The organism is Kitasatospora sp. NPDC094015 (genome assembly GCF_040304075.1).
Classification (GTDB): domain Bacteria; phylum Actinomycetota; class Actinomycetes; order Streptomycetales; family Streptomycetaceae; genus Kitasatospora.
This window is the reverse complement of sequence record NZ_JBEOUL010000004.1, coordinates 211,487-229,938: the sequence shown is the minus strand read 5'-3', so window position 1 is coordinate 229,938 and position 18,452 is coordinate 211,487. Positions and strand designations below refer to the sequence as shown.

Annotated in this window: 14 protein-coding genes and 1 pseudogene; 6 read left to right on the top strand and 9 right to left on the bottom strand. The window is 72.7% G+C overall.

Translation table 11 applies throughout. From position 1 onward, the window contains the following. Nucleotides 1-169 precede the first annotated feature (169 nt). On the top strand, nt 170-898 hold the full coding sequence (locus ABT014_RS07275; protein WP_350637662.1) for a FadR/GntR family transcriptional regulator: 729 nt from the start codon (nt 170-172) through the stop codon (nt 896-898). A gap of 71 nt (nt 899-969) precedes the next feature. Then, complete coding sequence (locus tag ABT014_RS07270) at nt 970-2,238, top strand: CynX/NimT family MFS transporter (RefSeq protein WP_350637661.1); 1,269 nt, start codon at nt 970-972, stop codon at nt 2,236-2,238. Between the two features lie 127 nt (nt 2,239-2,365). Here ABT014_RS07270 and ABT014_RS07265 read toward each other — a convergent pair whose 3' ends face one another. The 9 genes from ABT014_RS07265 to ABT014_RS07225 form a co-directional block, all read right to left on the bottom strand. After that, a complete protein-coding gene (locus tag ABT014_RS07265; RefSeq protein WP_350637797.1) occupies nt 2,366-3,085 on the bottom strand; it encodes an ABC transporter permease in 720 nt (239 codons plus the stop codon). 125 nt (nt 3,086-3,210) lie between these two features. Then, the gene (locus ABT014_RS07260; protein WP_350637660.1) at nt 3,211-4,128 is read right to left on the bottom strand and encodes an ABC transporter ATP-binding protein; all 918 of its coding nucleotides are present in this window, start codon (nt 4,126-4,128) and stop codon (nt 3,211-3,213) included. A gap of 9 nt (nt 4,129-4,137) precedes the next feature. Then, nucleotides 4,138-5,034: an ABC transporter permease gene (locus ABT014_RS07255; protein WP_350637659.1), complete on the bottom strand. Its 897-nt coding sequence runs from the start codon at nt 5,032-5,034 to the stop codon at nt 4,138-4,140. Further along, entirely contained in the window at nt 5,018-6,064 is a 1,047-nt protein-coding gene (locus tag ABT014_RS07250) for an ABC transporter ATP-binding protein (RefSeq protein WP_350637658.1), read from the bottom strand. Before ABT014_RS07250 ends, ABT014_RS07255 begins: the two co-directional genes overlap by 17 nt. 124 nt (nt 6,065-6,188) lie before the next feature. After that, on the bottom strand, nt 6,189-7,214 hold the full coding sequence (locus tag ABT014_RS07245) for a hypothetical protein (protein WP_350637657.1): 1,026 nt from the start codon (nt 7,212-7,214) through the stop codon (nt 6,189-6,191). Then, a complete protein-coding gene (locus ABT014_RS07240; RefSeq protein WP_350637656.1) occupies nt 7,211-8,167 on the bottom strand; it encodes a hypothetical protein in 957 nt (318 codons plus the stop codon). Before ABT014_RS07240 ends, ABT014_RS07245 begins: the two co-directional genes overlap by 4 nt. Further along, complete coding sequence (locus ABT014_RS07235; RefSeq protein WP_350637655.1) at nt 8,164-9,039, bottom strand: hypothetical protein; 876 nt, start codon at nt 9,037-9,039, stop codon at nt 8,164-8,166. The genes ABT014_RS07240 and ABT014_RS07235 overlap by 4 nt, the downstream gene beginning before the upstream one ends. 64 nt (nt 9,040-9,103) lie before the next feature. Further along, a complete protein-coding gene (locus ABT014_RS07230) occupies nt 9,104-10,075 on the bottom strand; it encodes a hypothetical protein (protein WP_350637654.1) in 972 nt (323 codons plus the stop codon). Between the two features lie 253 nt (nt 10,076-10,328). Next, entirely contained in the window at nt 10,329-11,054 is a 726-nt protein-coding gene (locus ABT014_RS07225) for an LLM class flavin-dependent oxidoreductase (RefSeq protein ID WP_350637796.1), read from the bottom strand. A gap of 386 nt (nt 11,055-11,440) precedes the next feature. On the opposite strand from ABT014_RS07225, the gene ABT014_RS07220 reads away from it, so the two are divergent. From ABT014_RS07220 to ABT014_RS07205, 4 genes and pseudogenes are all read left to right on the top strand, one after another. Beyond that, nucleotides 11,441-11,782, top strand: a complete 342-nt coding sequence (locus tag ABT014_RS07220; protein WP_350637653.1) for a hypothetical protein — start codon at nt 11,441-11,443, stop codon at nt 11,780-11,782. 11 nt (nt 11,783-11,793) lie between these two features. Beyond that, a complete protein-coding gene (locus ABT014_RS07215; RefSeq protein WP_350637652.1) occupies nt 11,794-12,117 on the top strand; it encodes a MobC domain-containing protein in 324 nt (107 codons plus the stop codon). Continuing rightward, nucleotides 12,114-13,124, top strand: a pseudogene (locus ABT014_RS07210) (hypothetical protein). Before ABT014_RS07215 ends, ABT014_RS07210 begins: the two are co-directional and overlap by 4 nt. A 411-nt stretch (nt 13,125-13,535) precedes the next feature. Further along, on the top strand, nt 13,536-18,449 hold the full coding sequence (locus ABT014_RS07205) for an RICIN domain-containing protein (RefSeq protein ID WP_350637651.1): 4,914 nt from the start codon (nt 13,536-13,538) through the stop codon (nt 18,447-18,449). Nucleotides 18,450-18,452: the final 3 nt, after the last annotated feature.

Below are 18,452 nucleotides of genomic sequence, written 5' to 3'. Positions count from 1 at the left end.
CCCGGGCGTCAACCCGGACAGGGGCCACCACCCGGAGGGGGGATCCGATGTCGAAAGTTGACCCGCGAGTCAGTTGTAGGATGACCGGGCAATCACTTGTAGGATGACTGCTGATCATCCGCGTACGCGCGGACGCGTACCCGCCGACCCACCCAGGAAGGACCCGCCCGTGACCGGCAACGACGGACTGCAGGCCGCCGGCCGACGTTCCCTGGTGGACGCCGCGATCGAGCAGCTCCGCGAACAGCTGAGCGCCGGCGCCTGGCCGGTGGGGTCGAAGATCCCGAGCGAGCACGAGCTGGCGGAACGGCTGCAGGTCGGCCGGAACACCGTGCGGGAGGCGATCCGGGTGCTGGTGCACGCCGGCATGCTGGTCTCCCGGCAGGGCGAGGGCACCTTCGTCCGGAGCACCAGCGACCCCGCCGCCGTCCTGCGCGGCGTGCAGCGCTCGGGGGTCCGGGACGTCCTGGAGGTTCGGGCCGCCCTGGAGGCCGAGGCCGCGCGGCTGGCCGCCGTCCGGCACACCCCGCAGGACATCGCCCGGATGCGGGCGGCCCTGGCCCGGGAGGCCGAGGTGCTGGCCGCCCACCCCGAGCGGGCCGGCCGCGAGGCGACGGTCGAGCACGACCTGGAGTTCCACACCGCCGTGGTCGAGGCCGCGCACAACCCGGCGCTGACCGAGGTCTACCGGTACTTCGGCGCCTCGGTGCGGGAGTCGATGCGGGCCGCGTTCGGCGACCACGAGATGCCCGAGGTGGTGATCGCCACCCACGAGGAGCTGGTCGCGGCGATCGAGAGCGGCGACCCCGAGCGGTCCGAGGCCGCCTGTCGCGCGCTGCTCGCGGAGCCGTCGGCCGCCGTGGAGCAGCTGCTCGCCGCCATCGCCGCCCGGAAGTGAGGCGGGGCCGTCCCGGCCTCCCCCGATCCCCTTCGCCGCAGTCCTCCCCGTCGCAGAGAGAGCACCACCTCATGTCGGTCACCCGGGCCCAGCAGCCGGTTGCCATTCCCACGGTCCGTACCCGCACCAAGCTCGCGCACCCCGCGCTCTTCCTGACCGGCATCGTGCTGGTCGCACTGAACATGCGGGCCTGCCTCGCGGCGGTCGCCCCGGTGCTCGGGGAGATCCAGCAGACCTTCCACCTGTCCGCGACCGCGAGCGGGCTGATCACCACCGTGCCGGCCCTGTTCCAGGGCGTCGGCGCGCCGCTCACCCCCCGGCTGACCCGGCGGTTCGGCACCGAGCGGGTGGTGCTGGGCGCGGTGCTCACGCTGGGCGCCGGCGTGCTGCTGCGGGTGCTCCCCTCGGCGCTCGCGCTCTACCTGGGCTGCGTGGTGATCGGCGTGGCGATCGCGGTCCTGAACGTGTCGATGCCGGGCCTGGTGAAGCGGGAGTTCCCGGCCCGGGCGGCCGCCGCCACCGGCCTGTACTCGACCGCGACCCTGGTGGGCGCCACCATGGCGGCCGCCTCCTCGGTGCCGCTGGAGCGGGCGCTCGGCGGCGGTTGGCAGGCCTCGCTCGGCGCCTGGTCGCTGCTGGCCGTGGTGGCGGCGCTGGCCTGGCTGCCGCAGGTGCTGCGGCAGCGGCAGGCCGCGGGAGCGGCGGCCGCCGCCCGGCCCGCGGCACCCGACACGACGGCCGGTCCGGCTGCCCCGGGCGGCCGGACCGCCGACGGGATCTGGCGCTCCCCGCTGGCCTGGCAGATCAGCGCCTTCATGGGGATCTCCTCGCTGCTGGTCTACGTCCTGGTGGCCTGGCTGCCGACGATCCTGGCCGACCACGGGATGGACCGCGGCGAGGCCGGCCTGGTCTTCGCCTTCTCCAACCTGCTCCAGGTGGTCGGCGCGTTCCTGGTGCCGCTGCTGGCCGGCCGGATGACCCGGCAGCGCGGCCTGGCCGTGGCGATGGCCGCGCTGAACGCGGCGGGCATCGCACTGCTGCTGCTCGCTCCCGTCCCCGGGGCCTGGGCCGCGGCCGCCGTGCTCGGGGTCGCGCAGGGCGGCTCGTTCGGGCTGGCGCTGGCCTTCATCGTGCTGCGGACCGACACCCCGGCGGGGGCCGCCCGGCTGGGCGGGATGAGCCAGGCCGTCGGCTACCTGGTGGCGGCCTCCGGGCCGGTCGGTGCGGGGGCGCTGCACCAGCTGACCGGCGGCTGGACCGTGCCGCTGGCGCTGATGCTGGTGCTGGCCGGCGCGGCCGCGGTGGCGGGCTGGGGCGCGGGGCGCAACCGCACGCTCTGAGACGGCCCCGGTCGCCGGTCGCATGAGCCGGCAGCCGGGTCAGCCGGCAGCCGGATGCGACGGCGGCCCGTACGGGCGCCGGGTGAGCCGGCAGCCGTACGGGCCGAGCAGGTCTGGCAGGCCGGGCTCAGTCCTCCGCGACGAGGGTGAACCCGGCCAGCTTCACCGAGGCGAGCACGGTGGCGCCGAGCGCGACCAGCACCAGCAGCGGGACGGCGGTGCCGAGGGCGACGTCGGCGCTGATCACGCCCTCGCCCGCGACGGCCCGCGCGACCGACAGCCCCCACTGCTGGATGCTCAGCGTCCGGGCGCCCTCGACGTAGTTGCCGACCAGGCTCTCCCAGATCAGCGCGTAGCCGAGACCGGCCACCACGGCGTGCCGGGTGACCACGCCGAGCAGCAGGAACACAGCGCTGTAGACGGCTCCGGAGGCCAGCGCGCCGACCGCGTAACCCACCGCCAGGCCGTCCTGGGTGCCGTAGATGATCAGTCCGGCCAGCAGGGTCGGAAGGGCGGCGAACGCCCAGGTGGTGGCGACCGCCACGGCCAGCTTGGTGGTGATGATCTGCCAGCGCGGGAGCGGCTTGGCGAGCAGGTAGACGATCGAGCCGTCGTCGATCTCGGTGGCGATCGCGCCGGTGCCGACCACCAGGCCGAGGATCGGGACCAGGGTGCCCAGCGCGAGCTGGCCGAGGATGGTGGCGGCCAGGTCGTGGCGGTCCTGGCCGGAGCCGCGGGCGATCAGCGAGATCGCCAGCAGCACGACGGGGACCACCAGCAGCAGGACGCCGCGGCGGCGGCCGAGCAGACCGCGCACGGTCAGCCTGGCGACGGTCGGGTTCACGATGGGTTCCAGCCCTTCTGGCGGGTGTTCGGACGGCCGGTGGCCGGTGGAGGCCGGTGGAGGCCCGGGTCGGCGGCGCTACGGGCGGGGCCGCGACGGCCTCCGGGCTCGGGCGACGGCGTCCGGGGTCAGGAGGAGACGAGGTAGGAGAAGACGCTCTCCAGCGACTCGTCCGCCGGGGAGACGGTGTACAGCCGGATGCCGGCCTGCCGGGCGACCTCCGGGAGCAGGGTGGTGAAGCCCTGGAAGTTGACCGCCTGGATCCGCAGCGCCTTCTCCCGCGGGTCGAATTCGATCCCGGCGGTGGAGCCGTCGGCGATCAGCGCGGCGGCGAGCCGGCGGTCGTCGCTGGAGCGCACCAGGTAGCGGTGCGGCCGGTCGGTCATCAGCCGGCGGATCCGGCGGAAGTCGCCGGAGGCCGCGTGCCGGCCGGCCACCACGACCTCGATGTGGCGGGCGAGTTGCTCGACCTCCTCGAGGATGTGCGAGGAGAACAGGACCGTGCGGCCCTCCGCGCCGAACCGGCGCAGCAGTTCCATCAGCTGGAGCCGCTGGCGCGGGTCCATCCCGTTGAAGGGCTCGTCGAGCAGCAGCACGGCCGGGTCGTGGACCAGCGCGGACGCCATCTTGACGCGCTGCTTCATGCCCTTGGAGTAGGTTCCGGTCCGGCGGTCCTGGGCCTGCTCCATCTCGACCAGGGCGAGGGCGCGGCGGGCGGCCGCGGCGGGGTCGGCCAGGCCGTGCAGTTCGGCGTTGGCCAGCACGAACTCCCAGCCGGTCAGGTAGTCGTACATCGACTCCCGCTCGGGCACCAGGCCGATCTGCCGGTACACCTGCTGGTTGCGCCAGATCGGTGCGCCGTCGAGGGTGACCGCGCCGGCCGAGGGGCCGAGGAAGCCGCTCATCATGTGGATGAGGGTGGACTTGCCGGCGCCGTTCGGGCCGAGCAGGCCGGTGACGCCGGGGCCGATCTCCATGCTGATGTCGTTGACGGCCACGACGTTGCCGAACCAGCGGGAGACCTTGTCGATCGTGATGACGGCCATGACGGGCTCTCAGATCTTCCGGTAGCGGCGGAGCAGGGACAGGTAGGAGAGGGCCACCAGCACGGCGATCTCCACGCCGAAGACCACGACGGCGAAGGTGTTCGGCGGCGGGACGGCGCCCTCGCCGAGGCCGAAGAGCCGGTTGGTGACGGTCTCCACCAGCAGGTCCGGGGAGATCGCCACGACCCAGCCGGCCGCGTCGGGGCCGCCGCCGGGGGCCCGGGAGATCTCGTAGACGATGGTGGCCATGACGTTGGAGACCACCAGCACGCCCATGATGGCCGCGACCCCGAAGCCGCGCCGCGGGGTGGCCGCGGCGATCAGCAGGGCGATCGCCGCGTAGAGCACCGCGTACAGGGCGGCGGTGGCCAGGCCGTAGAGGAAGTGCGCGGTGTTGGTCCCGAACGGCAGCTTGCCGAGCACCGCCCCGAGGTAGAGCACCAGCAGCGGGACGGTCATCAGGACCATCATCGCCGCCGTCATCGCGGCGAACTTGGCCCGGACGTAGTCGCCCCGGGTGATCGGCCGCGAGAAGTAGAGCGGGACGGTGCTGTGCCGCAGGTCCCGGGACATCAGCACCGGCGCCTGGGCGGCCAGGAAGATGGTGGTCAGCAGGCCGAAGCTGCTGAGGAAGCGGTGGTAGTCGACCAGCAGGTGCTTCTGGCCGGTCACGATGGTGATCGTGACGATCATCAGGGCGATCCCGCCGAGGACCGCCAGGATCAGCATCGGCAGCACCTTCGAGCGGCCGGAGCGGCCGAGCCCGTACGCGGCGCGCAGGCTCTGCACGAACAGCGAACGGGTGGCGTACGTGCGGCCGAGCCGGGGGCCCTGGTAACCGCGGTAGCCGATGTTGTGGATGACGCCGCTGTCGGGCGCGGTCCGCGGCTCAGCGGGCGACGACATCGGGGGCACCTCCTGCCTGCTGGTCGGCGGCTCCGGCGAGCGCGTCGGCGGTTCCGGTGGCTCCGGCGGTACCGGCGGCCGGGGTGGCTCCGGCGGTACCGGCGGCTCCGGCGGTGAAGATCTCGGCGACCCGGTGGCGGCGCTGTTCGAGCCGGACCAGGCCGAGGCCGAGACCCGCGACGGTGTCGCGGATGGTGTCGTAGGTGTCCTCGCCGGCCATCTCGACCAGCAGCAGCCGGGCGCCGTCCGGGCGGACGGTGAGACCGGCGGCGGTGAGCCGCTCGCTCACCGCGCGGTCGGCGTCCAGGGTCAGGTCGTCGGGGTGGTCGGTGACCTCCACCGCGAGCAGCTGGGTGGCCTCGGTGAACGAGGCGGTGGAGGACGAGCGCAGCAGCCGGCCGCCGTCGATCACCACCAGGTGGTCACAGGTGCGTTCGAGCTCGCCGAGCAGGTGGGTGGTGACCAGGACGGAGATGCCGAAGTCGGAGTGGATCCGGCGGATCAGCGCCAGCATCTCGTCCCGGCCGACCGGGTCGAGGCCGTTGGTCGGCTCGTCGAGCAGCACCAACCGTGGGTCGTGGACGAGCGCCTGGGCCAGCTTGACCCGCTGCTTCATGCCGGTGGAGTAGCCGCCCATCGGGCGGTAGCGCTCCTCGTACAGGCCGACGTGGCGCAGCGTGTCCGCGGTCCGCTCGCGGGCCGCGGCGGCGGGCAGGCCGGACATCCGGGCCATGTGGACGACGAACTCGGTGGCCGAGACGTCGGGCGGGAGGCAGTCGTGCTCGGGCATGTAGCCGACCAGCTCGCGGATGGCCGGGCCCTCGGTGGCGATGTCGAGGCCGAGGACCTGCCCGGTGCCGGAGGTGGCCGGGGCGAGCCCCAGCAGGATCTTGATGAGTGTGGACTTGCCCGCCCCGTTCGCCCCCACCAGTCCGACCACCCCGGGCTGCACCTCCACGGTGAGCTGATCGAGAGCGGTGACCCGGGGGAACCTCTTGGTGAGGCCGTCCGTCTTGATGACAGTGGACACGTCCACCAACGTAGTGGGCGGCCCGTGCCCCGGGCATGAGCTGGGATGCTGAGCCCGGAGTCGTCCTCCAGGATGACGTCGGCCGGGCCTGCCCCTAAGGGCGGGCCCGGCCGCTGCCGTCGGGTCAGGCCAGCAGGTCGGCCTGGAGCACCGCGACCTGCCGGAAGGCCTGCTCGGGGACCCCTGCGGGGTTGGTCATCACGATCCGGACCACCACGTCGCCCGCCGCGAGGTCGGCGGCCTCGGCGACCGGGCGGCCGTTCGCCTTCTGCTCACCGGCGCGGGCCTGCGAGGCCACCCCGCCCATGGACGCGAAGACCAGGTCGGAACGCTTGAGCGGGCCGGTCGCGGTGGGTTCGGTCTTGGTCGAGGACCGCTCGTAGAAGCGGTTGGCCTCGGTGTTGGAGCCGAACCGCAGCAGCCAGATCTCGGTGCGGGTGCCGTCGGGCCCGGTCCAGACCCGCTTGGTGGCCGCCCGGCAGGCGCTCTCCAGCAGGGCCGCGGTGACCTTCGGGGCGTTCTTGTCGCCGGCCGCGTAGTCGTTGCACTCGGCCCAGGTGCCGGCGGGGACGGCGCCGGTTGCCGGGCTGCCGGTGGCGGTCGCGGTCGCGGTCGCGCCGGGGGTACCGCTCGGGGCGGGGCTCGCGGAGGGGCTGGTGGAGGCGCTCGGGGCGGCGGAGCCGGCGGCCGCCGGTGCGGGCTCCTCGAGGCGGGCCCCGGCGGGCGCGGGCAGCAGCAGCTGGCGCAGGTCCGCGAAGTGCCGGTGCAGGTCGGCCTTGGCGGGCTCGGCCTTGCCGGAGGGGAGCGGAGGCAGCGTCAGCTGCGGGAAGGCGTAGCGACCGTCGTTGGGGGTCCGCAGGCCGGGCAGGCTGGTGCGGTCCGGGAGGGTGACGGCGACGGCGGTCGCGGTGGCGGTCAGCACCAGGATCAGTGCGGCGCCGCCCCAGCGCAGCAGCTTCGCCCGGCGGGGCGCCGAGGCCTGCTCGGCCAGCACGGCCTCGGCCGGCAACGACCAGGCGTCCAGGGTGGGTTCGCCGAGTTGGGCCGGGGCGGCCCAGGGGTCGGCCGGCGGCTGCTCGCGATCGACCGCCGGCTCGGTGGGCCCGTCGGCGGGCCGGCGGTCCGACTCGGGTGCGGTGGTGTCGGTCATACGGACGCTCCAGGGCGGGCCAGCCGGTCGAGCTGCTGGGTGAAGAGGGTGACGACCTTGTCCTTGGGCAGCGGCGCGACCCCCTCGACCCGCGCCACCACGCGGAGGTCACCCTCGGCCGCGGAGCAGGAGAGGGTGTCGACCAGGGAGCCCGGCGGCATGTACGGCAGGTAGCAGTGCGCCTCGGCGTGGCCGGGCACCTCCGGCCCGACCCGGAACAGTCCGGAGTCCGAACCGAGCGCCCCGGCCCATGCGTTGTCGGCCTTGACCGCCTCCTGGTGGTACTGCAGCAGCCAGACCGTCACCACCAGGCCGGAGTCGGTGGACACCATGCTGCGGACGCCGCCGCCCTTGAGCGGGGTGTCCTCCCAGACCTTGCGCACCATGTCCTGGAGCTTCGGGGGCAGGGCCCGGACGTCGTCCTCGACCCACGCCTTGCGCTGCTCGTCCGTCAGCTCGGTGTCGTTGCCGTACGCGCCGGAGTCCGGCCCCAGGTGGTAGCCGGCGGGGACCGGGAGCAGCAGATCGCGCATCGAACCGAAGTGGCTGCCGTTGGACTTGGCGCCGAAGGAGGGGCTCGGGGAGGCGGTCGCGGTCGGCGCCAGGGCGGCGACCGCGGTGGCCGGGGCGTCGTCGTAGCGGACCTTGATGATGCCAAGGCCCAGCCCGACACCGACCAGCGCGGCGGCCACCACGGCGGCGCCGGCCCGCACGGCGAAGCCGGCACGGGAGGCGGTGCGGGGGGCGGCGGCCGGGTACGGCTCGGCGGGCGGCTCGGGCCGCGGCTCGGTGGACGGGGCCGCGAACGGGTCGGCGCCGGCGGGTGCGGCCGGGGCCGCCTCGGGGGCCGGAGCCGGGATCGCTTCCGAGGCCGCTTCCGGGGCCGCTTCCGGGGCCGTGGTCGGGGCGGGCGACGGCTCGGCCGTCGCAGGGTTCACTGCGGACTCACTCATACCAGCCGCTCCCACTGCAGCTTGGCGAGGGCCTTGAGCTCATCGCCGTTGACCTGGGTCGGGGAGTAGACGGAGATCACCATCGCCACGTTTCCGCGCCGGGCCACCGCCTCCCCGAGGTAGTACTTCTCGGTGCTCTCGGCGTACGTGTACTGCTTGTCGCTCGCGCTGTACGAACCGTTGATGGTGCCACCGTCCAGCGGCTGAGCGCCCGCCTGGGTGTCACCGACCAGCGAGACGGCCGACTGGCTGGAGTCCTCGTCGAACTGGACCAGTTCGACCAGGTACTTGGTCTCGCCCTTCTTCCAGGCGAGGAAGGCGTCGCGCTTGAAGCCCTGCTGGACCAGCGCCCGGAACTCCCGGTCGGCGCGGCCGTAGGACAGCGCCTTCTCACCGATCGACATCCAGCCGGAGTCGTCGCCGTAGCCGTAGTCGTCCCAGTTCTCGGCGCCGTCCGGCTTGCTGATCATCAGCTTGCGGAGGTCTCCGTCGACCGCCAACGGCTTGGGCTGGGCGGCCGCGACGGCCTGCTCGTCCAGGGTGGTGGCGGGGTAGTGCGGCGCGCCGACCTGGAGCGGGGGCAGCGGCGTCGGCGGGCGGCTCGCCTGGATGGCGTAGCCGCCGACCGCGCCCAGCAGCGGGCCGAGCAGCACGGCGGCGAGCAGCAGCCGGCCGGTGCTGATCCGCCGGGCGGCGGGGGCCTGCTCGGGGTCGGCCTCGGGCGCCTGCTCGGGACCGGCGTCGGAATCGGTGTCCGGGGCGGGTGCGGCGGCCTGCTCGGTGGCCGGCTCCGGGCTGTGGTCCGGTGCGGTGGCCGGTGGTGCGGCGGGAGCCTCGGGAACCGGGGGCGGTTCCGGGGTCTCGGTGGTCACGGGGTGCTCCTGGGCAGGTGAGGTCGCATCAGGGACGGGATCCGGCCGCTCGGCCGGCTGCGGCTCAGCCACCGGAGCCCAGCCGCTCGCGCTGACGCCTCATCGCGTCCGCCAGCAGGGCCTTGTCCGGGGTGCCCTTCACGTAGACGGTGACCTCGTACTCGACGTCGCCGACGAAGGAGACACCGAGCATCTGGCCGGTCCAGGCCTCCTGCTCGGGCTTCATCATGATGCCGCGGGCGGCGCCGTCGCCGTCCACGTCGAAGGTGTCGCCGGTGTCGAAGGTCATGCCCTTGGCGAACTCCTTCGCCATGTCGCGGTTCTTGAACCGCATCATCCGGACCTCGACCTCCTGCTTGCCGTCGGCGGTCCGGTAGCGCCGCTCGGCGGCGTCGTCCTGGTAGCCGTACGACTTCAGGATGCGCGGCATCTCGTCGGCGTTGCCGAACTCCTTCGACACCTCGTCCGTGCTCAACTGCACGCCGTCGGAAGAGCCGTAGGACTCGGCGCCGTCCGGCATCGGGATCAGGAAGAAGCGCAGGTCACCGCCGTGCTTGTCACCGTTGACGGTGCCGTGCAGGGTGCTGCTCGGCTTCGGCGCGGGCGGCGGCGGGGTGCTGGCGGACGGGGTCGGCACCGAGGTCGGGGTCGGGCTCGCCGAGGCCGACGCCGTGGGCGCGGCGGTGGGCGCGGCGGCGACGGCACGCGGCGCGGTGTCCGGCTTGCCGACGGCGACCGTGACGGCGGTGCTGGTGGCGGTGACGACCAGCAGGCCGGCCACGGCGAGCGCCACCCGGGCGCCGCGGTTCAGGCCGCGCGAAGGCTGCGGGGCGGCGGCGTCACCGTCGAGGGCCGCGGCGTCGAGGAGGGCGGGGTCGAGGGGATCGACGGGGTGCGCCGGGTCGGCGGGGGCCGGTGCAGGGTCCGCCTTGTCGAGGGCCACCGGCTGCGGAGCGGGCGCCGGGGCCACCGGCGGCGCGGGCCGCTCGGCGGCTGCCGATCCGGTGTCGTCAGGGCTGTCTTCGGGCACGGTCAAGGGACTCCCCCCAGGTAGAACGGACTGTGCCGCGCTCGCACCTGGTGCTCCGAAGTCACCCCCCAGCGACTCCCGCAAAACCGGCCGACACGCGTGTCAGCTGGAATTATGAGAGCGCGCCGAGCCCGCCAACAACCGGGTTCACGAGCGAAGTCGTGCCATTGGGACATCAATCGGACACGTCGTGATCGAACCGCAATCGGGCGGCCACACCGTGGCCGCCCGACCGTTGCCCGCCCCGCCGGACAGGGAATCAGCCCAGCTGGGCGAGGCCCTCGGTGGCGATCCGTTCGAAGACCGCGAGGTCGTTGGCGAAGATCGAATCGGCCACCGGCCAGTGGATCACCAGCTCGGTCATGCCCAGCTCGCGGTAGGTGCCGGCCCAGTCCACGAAGGCGTCCAGCGAGGCGAGCGGCTTCTCCGCCGTCGAGCCCTGGAGCAGCACCTTCTCCAGCTCCGACACGTCCCGGCCCTGTGCCTCGCAGGCGGCGGTGAGCTTGGCCAGCTGCCCGGCGATCACCGCGGGCGCCTGCTCCACCGGCACGTCCGCCGGGCCGCGCGGGTCGCCGTACGTCACCCAGCCCTGTCCGTGCTCCGCCGCCAGCCGCAGCCCGCGCGGCCCGGTCGCGGCCACGTAGAACGGCACCCGGGGCCGCTGCACGCAGCCGGGGATGTTCCGCGCCTCGACGGCCGAGTAGTACCGGCCCTCGCGGGTGGTCGCGTCGGTGGTCAGCAGCTCGTCCAGGAGCGGCAGGAACTCGGCGAACCGGTCCGCCCGCTCCTTCGGCGACCACGGCTCCTGACCCATCGCGGTCGCGTCGAAGCCGACCCCGCCGGCGCCGATGCCGACCGTCAGCCGCCCCTGCGACACGTCGTCGACGGTCAGCAGCTCCTTCGCCAGCGTGACCGGGTGCCGGAAGTTCGGCGAGGTCATGAAGATGCTCCGCCCCGACGACGAGCCCCACCAGCAGACCGCCATCGACTGATCCGCACGCATCCGGGCACCTCGCCGACCCAGTGAGGCGAGGTGCCCGCCCCACCGCATCCGGCTCAGCGTCGCGCCCACTCCCCGGCCGTGTGAAGCCCGGACCGCCGCCTTCTGCACCGCATCTCCGGCACCGCCTAACCGGCATTCGCCCGGACCATCACCCGTAACCCCGCCGCCTGTCCCGACAGAAATCCGGAGACCCCGTGCCCGCCCCGCAGCACCCCCGCGACATCTTTCCCGCCGTTGCCGAGAAGGGCGCCAAGAGCGGTAGGCTGATCGGCCGTCTGCTCCGCGCGTTCGGTAACTCTGCTCCTGGCGGAGCCAGTTGTACCCAGTCTCCGACACTTCGCGCGGGTCTGGGGTCCTCCGCCCCAGGGGTGGCGGAGGAGGCCCGGCGCGAGGGCGCGCCAGGCCAGGAGGTCCAGGCCGCGGGCGGCCTGGACGCGGAGAAGCTCGACGCGCTGCAGCGCGACATCCTCGCGCGTGTCCGCGCCGACCAGCCGAGCACCGAGACGCCCGCCGTCGTCGATGACGAGAGCGTCCGCGCCGCCAGTTCCGCGTTCCTGCACGAGAACACCGCAGCCCTCGACGTCCCGAAACTGAACACTCCCGAAGGCGCCCAACCGATGCCCAAGGGCAAGCACCGCAAGCACACCGGAACCCGCCGTACAGAGCGGGTCGGCCCGGTCGGCTTCACGGAGCGGAACTCGTCGAGCTGAGGGACGCCGCCGTGCGCCACGGCTACAAGGACACGATCTCCGGGTACCTCGGCGACATCGCGCTCGCGCTCATCCGGGGCGAGTTCACCGTCGACCTGCCTCTGCACACCGACCGACTCGCCCTCCAGGAGTTCCGGGCCGAGGTCCGCCAGGAGATCAACGCCATCGGCAACAACATCAGCCAGCTCACCCACGTACTGCACCGCGACGACCGCGTCGAACCCGACATCGGCGAACGCCTGGAACGCCTCGAAGGGCTGCTGACCGACATCGCCCGAGCCCTGCTCATACCCACGACCCCGACCGGCCTCGAAGAAGGAGGTGCCAGCGCGTGATCCCCTCCATCAAGGCCCCCGGCGGCAACACCCGCGGCCTGCTCGCCTACCTCTACGGGCCCGGCCGCCACGACGAGCACGTCGACCCGCACATCGTCGCCTCGTTCAGCCCGCTCGGCCTGCGCGATCCCGGCCGCGACCCGGACGCCACCCTCACCCAGCTCGCCCGGATCCTCGACGAGCCGGTCAACCTGCACAACAGCGGCTTCGGGAAGAAGGCCACCGACCACGTCTGGCACTGCCCCGTCCGCGCCGCCCCCGGCGACCGGTACCTCTCCGATGCCGAGTGGGGCGAGATCGCCCGCCGCATCGTCCACGCCGTCGGCATTGCTCCTGACCATGACCCGCACGGCTGCCGTTGGATCGCGGTGCGCCACACCGACGACCACGTCCATATCCTCGCCACCACCGTCCGCGAGGACGGCCGCGGACGGCAACGCCCTCACCGTCATGATCGCGGCCCTCGTGTGGGCGGCAATCCTCACCGGCCGCTGGCACCAGGCCACGCCCAGCAGGCCCACGCCGCCCGGCAGGCCGTCCAACACCTTCAGGCCGCCTACGACCAGGCCGCCACCGACCAGCTCGCCGCCCTCATCCACCGCCAGCCGACCAAGGAGATCACCAACACCCTCGCCGGCGATGTCCGCTCCGCCGTCCCCGACCACGCGAAGCGCATCCTCGCCGACCCCAACTGGCCCGCCCTGGCCACCGTCCTCGCCGACGCCAAAGCCCTCGGCCACCAGCCTCGCCAACTCCTCCAGGAGGCAGCCGCCCGCCGCGAACTCACCACCGCCCGCCTGCCCGCCAAGGTCCTCCTCGGCCGCATCCAGCACACCAGCCGCAACCCCAGCTACAACTCCGCCGCCGAAGCCGCCCGTATACGCGCAGCCACAGCGCTCTCTCCTGGCCAGCGGCCCACCCCCACCACTCCCACCACCCCCACCACTCCCACCACCCCGGCCAGCCCGGCCGCACCGCCCGCCGCACCTCAGCGCCGAACCCGCTGAACCCTCCCTGGCCGCGGCGTCCACGCGCCTGGCCGACCCACATGCCGGGCCACCGAGCCGGCGTTATGCGTCGAACCAGCAGTCGCCGATTGTGGGCGCATGGCTTACGCGCCATCAGGATCTGAAACCCGTTGACCTTAAAGATTCCTGCGTAAATACTGAGAGTCCGTATGCGGATCGGGGTGAAGTGCTTCGGCTCCGCTCGCGCCCCCGTTGTAACCGGGGGAAGGCCGCCGCCCAGGGGGACCGGCGTCGCGGTCGAGTGGTCGGCATGCACGTGCCGGGGGGCTTGTGTGCCGGCTCATGCGCGCGCATGCCCTGAATCAGGGGATCCCGTTCGTGAAAATGCCAATCCTCCGCGCCCGCTATCGGGTTCGGAGAGTTCTGCCACGGCTACTGATGGTCACAGCGATGGTGACTACCGGAGCGCTGGGGGCGTCGAACGTCCAGGCGCTGGCGGCGGATCCGCCGGCCGACCAGCCCTCTTCCGTGGACGCCGTTCAGTACCGCCAGGACCAGTGCCTGATGTCGGGTGTGCTGCGGCTGGGCGGCCCGGCCATGAAGCAGCTGGCCGCGACCGCGCTCGACGGCACGCCGGCCCAGTTGCACGCCGCGGCGGACACTGACACCCGCAACCACAGCACTCCGCTGCACGACGCCTACGTCGCGGACAACAAGGCCGTGCACGACAAGGCGGACGAGCTGAACGCCCGCCACTTCTCCTGGGAAGCACCGCTGGCCGGCCTGACGGTGCCAGGCGCGGGGGCGGGTTTCCAGTCTGTGGCGGACTTCCAGTGGGCGCCCGGGTCTGGGGGGGATCCGCGCGGGGACTTCTTCGAGCAGACCGGCCTCGGCTCCTGGCTCGGCAAGCGAATGTTCACCACCGAAGGCGACGTCACGAAGGTCGTCACGCCCACACCGTCCGCCGACACGGTCAAGGCGGCCAAGACGCTGGGCGATGCGCGGTACGGCGGGCCGTGGCCGGACGTGAACGATCCGGACTACCTGCGCAAGGCCGGTGAAAACCTGCTCTGGGAGCAGGACAACGTCGGGTTCCTCCTGACACCGGATGACATCCGTCTCTTCCTTCAGTACGGCGGTTTTCCGAGGAGTGCGCCGCAGGCCGGTACGGCCGACTTCCGTGTCGCGGTGGAGGACCTGAAGACGCGGTACGCCTCCTGTGACAGCACCAACCCGGACAGGGTCGATGCCAACAAGGTGCTCGGCCCGCAGGTCCAGGCGGCCACCGCCGAGTGGCAGTCGGAGATCGCCGGCCAGCAGGTGCAGCGCGACACGATCCTCGCCGCGACCCAGAAGGCCACGGCTGCGCTGCAGAACAGCTCGCAGGCTCTTGGCGAGGCGCTGGCGCAGTCCTGGCTGGCCGACCACCTCAGCCGCTGGCAGGGGTACTGGCTGCCGGGCGGCAAGGGCACCCAGGGCCAGGGCCCGATCGTCTACCAGCTGCACAGCTCGCCGGACCAGTGCCTGGACGTGCCGCGCGGCGACGCGACCGACGGCAACGACGTGGAGCTGTGGACCTGCAACGGCGGTGCCAACCAGAAGTGGATACCTGGTTGGGACGGATCGATGGTCAACTTCGCCACCAACAAGTGCCTGGACGTCGTCGGCAGCAACGGGCCGCCGCAGAACGGCACCCGGGTGGAGATCTGGACCTGCAACGGCGGTGCCAACCAGAAGTGGCAGTTCACCACCACCAGCGGCAAGACCCGTCTGCAGCTGGCCAATACGAACCTCTGCATGGACATGAACACCCCGCGCGGCACCTCCGCCTCGCAGGTGTGGGAGTGCAACACCACCTGGCCACAGCAGTTCGACGCGACGCAGGACAACGGCGGAACCGGCACCGGAACGGACAGCCTGGGTTACCCGAAGCCGGCGCAGTTCGATGCGGCGCGGGCCGCGCTGAGCGCTGCCCAGCAGGCGGCGAAGGCGCAGTTGGACATCGCCCGGCAGCAGGCGCCGATCGCGCGTCAGGCGGCGACGGACACCGCCGCCGCGCTGCAGCAGGCGTACGCGATCGCTGATGCCGCCGGTCAGCCGCGCGGGCGTGGTCTGCTGGCCGCGCAGCAGGAGGCTCAGGCGACGTTGGCTTCGGCGGCGGCTCTGGACGCGGTGGTGAAGGCGGCCGAGACCGCTTACAACGCCACGATGGCCTCCGGCGCGGACAGTCAGGCGCTGCAGCAGTTGGCGCAGACCCAGCTGCACGCCGCGCAGGCCGCGTTCCGTACCGCTGCCGCGCAGGCGGCGGCCGACCAGGCGAAGGCCGCGGCCGACGGCGCGGCCCTGCAGGCGACGAGGGCGGCGCAGGCGGCCAAGGACGCGCAGGCGGCGCTGACCACGGTCCAGGCCGCCGAGCAGACTGCGAAGCAGGCGGCGGACACGGCGAAGGCCAAGCGGGCCGCGGCCGAGGCCTCGAAGGCCACCGCGGCGGACGCCAAGGACAAGGCGGTCGCCGCTCAGGCCAAGACCGCTACCGACCGGGCCACCGCGCAGACCAAGGCGGAGGCGGCGAAGACGGCTGCGGACGCTGCGAAGGCGGCCGGGGCCACGGCGGCGCAGAAGCGCAGCGCGGCTCAGACCGCAGACTCAGCCGCGCAGGACGCGCGGCGCAAGGCGTGGGACGCCGAGCAGGCGCACAACGCGCTTCAGGCGAAGGAGGAAGCCGCCAACGCCGATGCCGCGGCGAAGGCGTCGGGTCCCTACGCTCAGGCAGCGAAGGAAGCGGCCACGGCCGCCGCCACGGACGCCACCACCGCACAGACGAACGCCGATCAGGCGTCGAAGGCGGCCGACCAGGCCAAGACCGACGCGCAGACGGCCAATGCCGAGGCGACGCGCGCCGAGGGGGCAGCGGCCAAGGCACAGAGTGACGCGAACGACGCCAACGCCGCCAAGGCGACGGCGGACCAGGCGGTTCGCACCGACCAGCTCGCGGTCGCGGACGCGGGTGTGGCGTCCGGCGCGGCGGCCGCAGCTGCGGCCGGCGCCCAGAACGACGCCGCGACGGCCCAGGCGCAGGCGGATTCGGCGAAGTCGAATGCCTCCCAGGCCTGGGCCCAGACCGGCCAGGCCCAGGCCACCGCCGCTTCGGCGGCAGGCTTTGCCTACGCCACCGCGCAGGCTGCGGGCGCGGCTTCGGCTTCGGCACAGCAGGTGGTCGCGCCGGCCAACGACGCGATCCAGCTCGGCGCTCCGTACCAGGAGAGCGACGCCTCGGCAGGCCTGGCGGTGCTGACCGGTCAGGCGACCAAGACGATCGCTCAGCAGCAGCAGGCGGTCGCGCAGGTCAAGGCCGACCAGGCCAAGCAGGCCGCCGATCAGGCGGCTTCGCTGGCCAACGCCGCGACGGGTGACGCCCAGGTGGCCGACCAGGCCGCCGCACGTGCGGCCGGCTTCGCGGCTACGGCGAAGGGGTCGGCGAGGGACGCCCTGGCCTCGGCCGCCACCGCCGCTCAGGCCCTGGCCGATGCGCTCGCCTCGCAGACCAGGGCGGTCGGCTACGACGCCCAGGCAACCGCCGACGCGGCGGCGGCCACGGCCGCGGCCAAGGGCGCCGCCAGCGACGCGAGCGATGCCCGCACCTCGGCCGTCACGGCCGCGGACGACGCGGACAAGGCGAAGGTCGCAGCCAGCGACGCGCAGTCCGCAGCCGCCGCCGCGCGCAGCGCTGCCGCCCAGGCGGCCAAGGACGCCGAGGCCGCCGCAGCCGCGGCCAAGGACGCCCAGGCCCAGGCGGCCGCCGCCCGCCAGTCCGCGCTCAACGCGGAGAAGCTGGCAGCCGCAGACCAGGAGGCCAAGGCCCGCGCGGACGCGCAGAAGGCCGCCGCAGACCAGCAAGCTCAGCTGAAGACCGGCGGAGCCACCGGAACGCCCAACGTGTTCACCCAGCAAACGGTGACCCCGATCGGCGATCCGACCCCTGACAACGAGTGCAAGCTCAACGGCGCCATGAGCTTCTGCGATGTCACCTTCACGCTCCGGTTCAACGTCCGGATCGACTTCTACACGCGACTCCCACAGGCCGATATCCCTGACCTACCGATTCCCGCGCCGTCCTACAAAATTGTCTGGCTCAGCAGCACCAACACCGAGGTGGACAAGAAGGTCACCCAGCGCTTCACCGAGATCGGAATCTTCTTCAAGCTCGCCAAGGCTGTTATCGAGGCTGCGGCCCAGAGCATCGCCAAGGACGCCGACGAGTGCACTCGTAGTAACCGCACCTCGCCCAGCTGCATGGTGGGGCTGACCTTCCTGCCCGGAGGCAAGGCCGTCAAGGGCGCCGAGATGGCCCTGCAGACAGACAAGGCCATCACCACCGGCGTCGACATCGACAAGGTCCTCGCAGCCGTCAAGGGCGCCGACATCGAAGCCGCCACGGCCTCCCAGCTCACCCGGGAACTGGAGGCAGCCAAGGGCGCGTTCGCCAGTTGCGCGAACAGCTTCCCGGCTGGCACCGCCGTCCTCATGGGCGACGGCACGCGCCGACCGATCGAACAGATCCGCGTCGGGGACACGGTGACGGCCACCGACCCGACCACCGGCGCCACGAGCGCCCAGCGTGTCGAGAACACCATCTACACCCCTGACGACCGCGAGTTCACCGAGCTCACGATCGCGGCGCCGGACGGCACCACCTCCGCCATCACCTCCACCGACCACCACCCCTACTGGTCACAGAACGCCCACCACTGGCGCGACGCCGCTGTTCTGGCCGCAGGCGACACCCTTCGCACCTCCGACGGCCGGACCGTCCGCATCACCGGCGTCCGCCACTGGAAGACCCTCCAGCCCGCCTACAACCTGACCGTCAACAACGTCCACACGTACTACGTCGTCGCAGGCACGACACCGGTCCTGGTGCACAACACCATCTGCCCGGTAAAGATCGTCTACGACAGTGACGAGCTGAGCACGGCGGCTTTCGAGTTCCGGTACAAGTCCGGCTACTGGGAAGCGGACCGCAATGTGGCCGTGGCGAAGGTCCAGGGCGCCGACGGCACAACCCGCCTCGTCTACGGCAACAGCCGCATGTCCGCCAAGGGTGACGTCATCCACGCCGAACAGGAGGTCGTCAACCAGCTGAAGCCGGACGACAAGGTACTGGCCCTATTCACCGACCGGGCACCGTGCCCCGACACCTGCTCGCCGATGTTGAGCAATGAGGAGCGCGTGAAGGGTGCCACCATCACCTACGCCATCCCGTACTCCTCACCGAGCACCCCGGAGGGCAGGCTGCTGAACGAAGCCTGGGCCGACCAGCTCGCTGCTATGGTCCAAAAGGCCAAATCCCGCCGTGGGCTGTAAGGA

Excerpts from the sequence above, each read along its gene's own strand:
- ABT014_RS07270 (WP_350637661.1), top strand. The coding sequence starts at position 970 with ATGTCGGTCACCCGGGCCCAGCAGCCGGTTGCCATTCCCACGGTCCGT.
- ABT014_RS07260 (WP_350637660.1), bottom strand. The coding sequence starts at position 4,128 with ATGGCCGTCATCACGATCGACAAGGTCTCCCGCTGGTTCGGCAACGTC.
- ABT014_RS07255 (WP_350637659.1), bottom strand. The coding sequence starts at position 5,034 with ATGTCGTCGCCCGCTGAGCCGCGGACCGCGCCCGACAGCGGCGTCATC.
- ABT014_RS07245 (WP_350637657.1), bottom strand. The coding sequence starts at position 7,214 with ATGACCGACACCACCGCACCCGAGTCGGACCGCCGGCCCGCCGACGGG.
- ABT014_RS07240 (WP_350637656.1), bottom strand. The coding sequence starts at position 8,167 with ATGAGTGAGTCCGCAGTGAACCCTGCGACGGCCGAGCCGTCGCCCGCC.
- ABT014_RS07225 (WP_350637796.1), bottom strand. The coding sequence starts at position 11,054 with ATGGCGGTCTGCTGGTGGGGCTCGTCGTCGGGGCGGAGCATCTTCATG.
- ABT014_RS07205 (WP_350637651.1), top strand. The coding sequence starts at position 13,536 with ATGGTGACTACCGGAGCGCTGGGGGCGTCGAACGTCCAGGCGCTGGCG.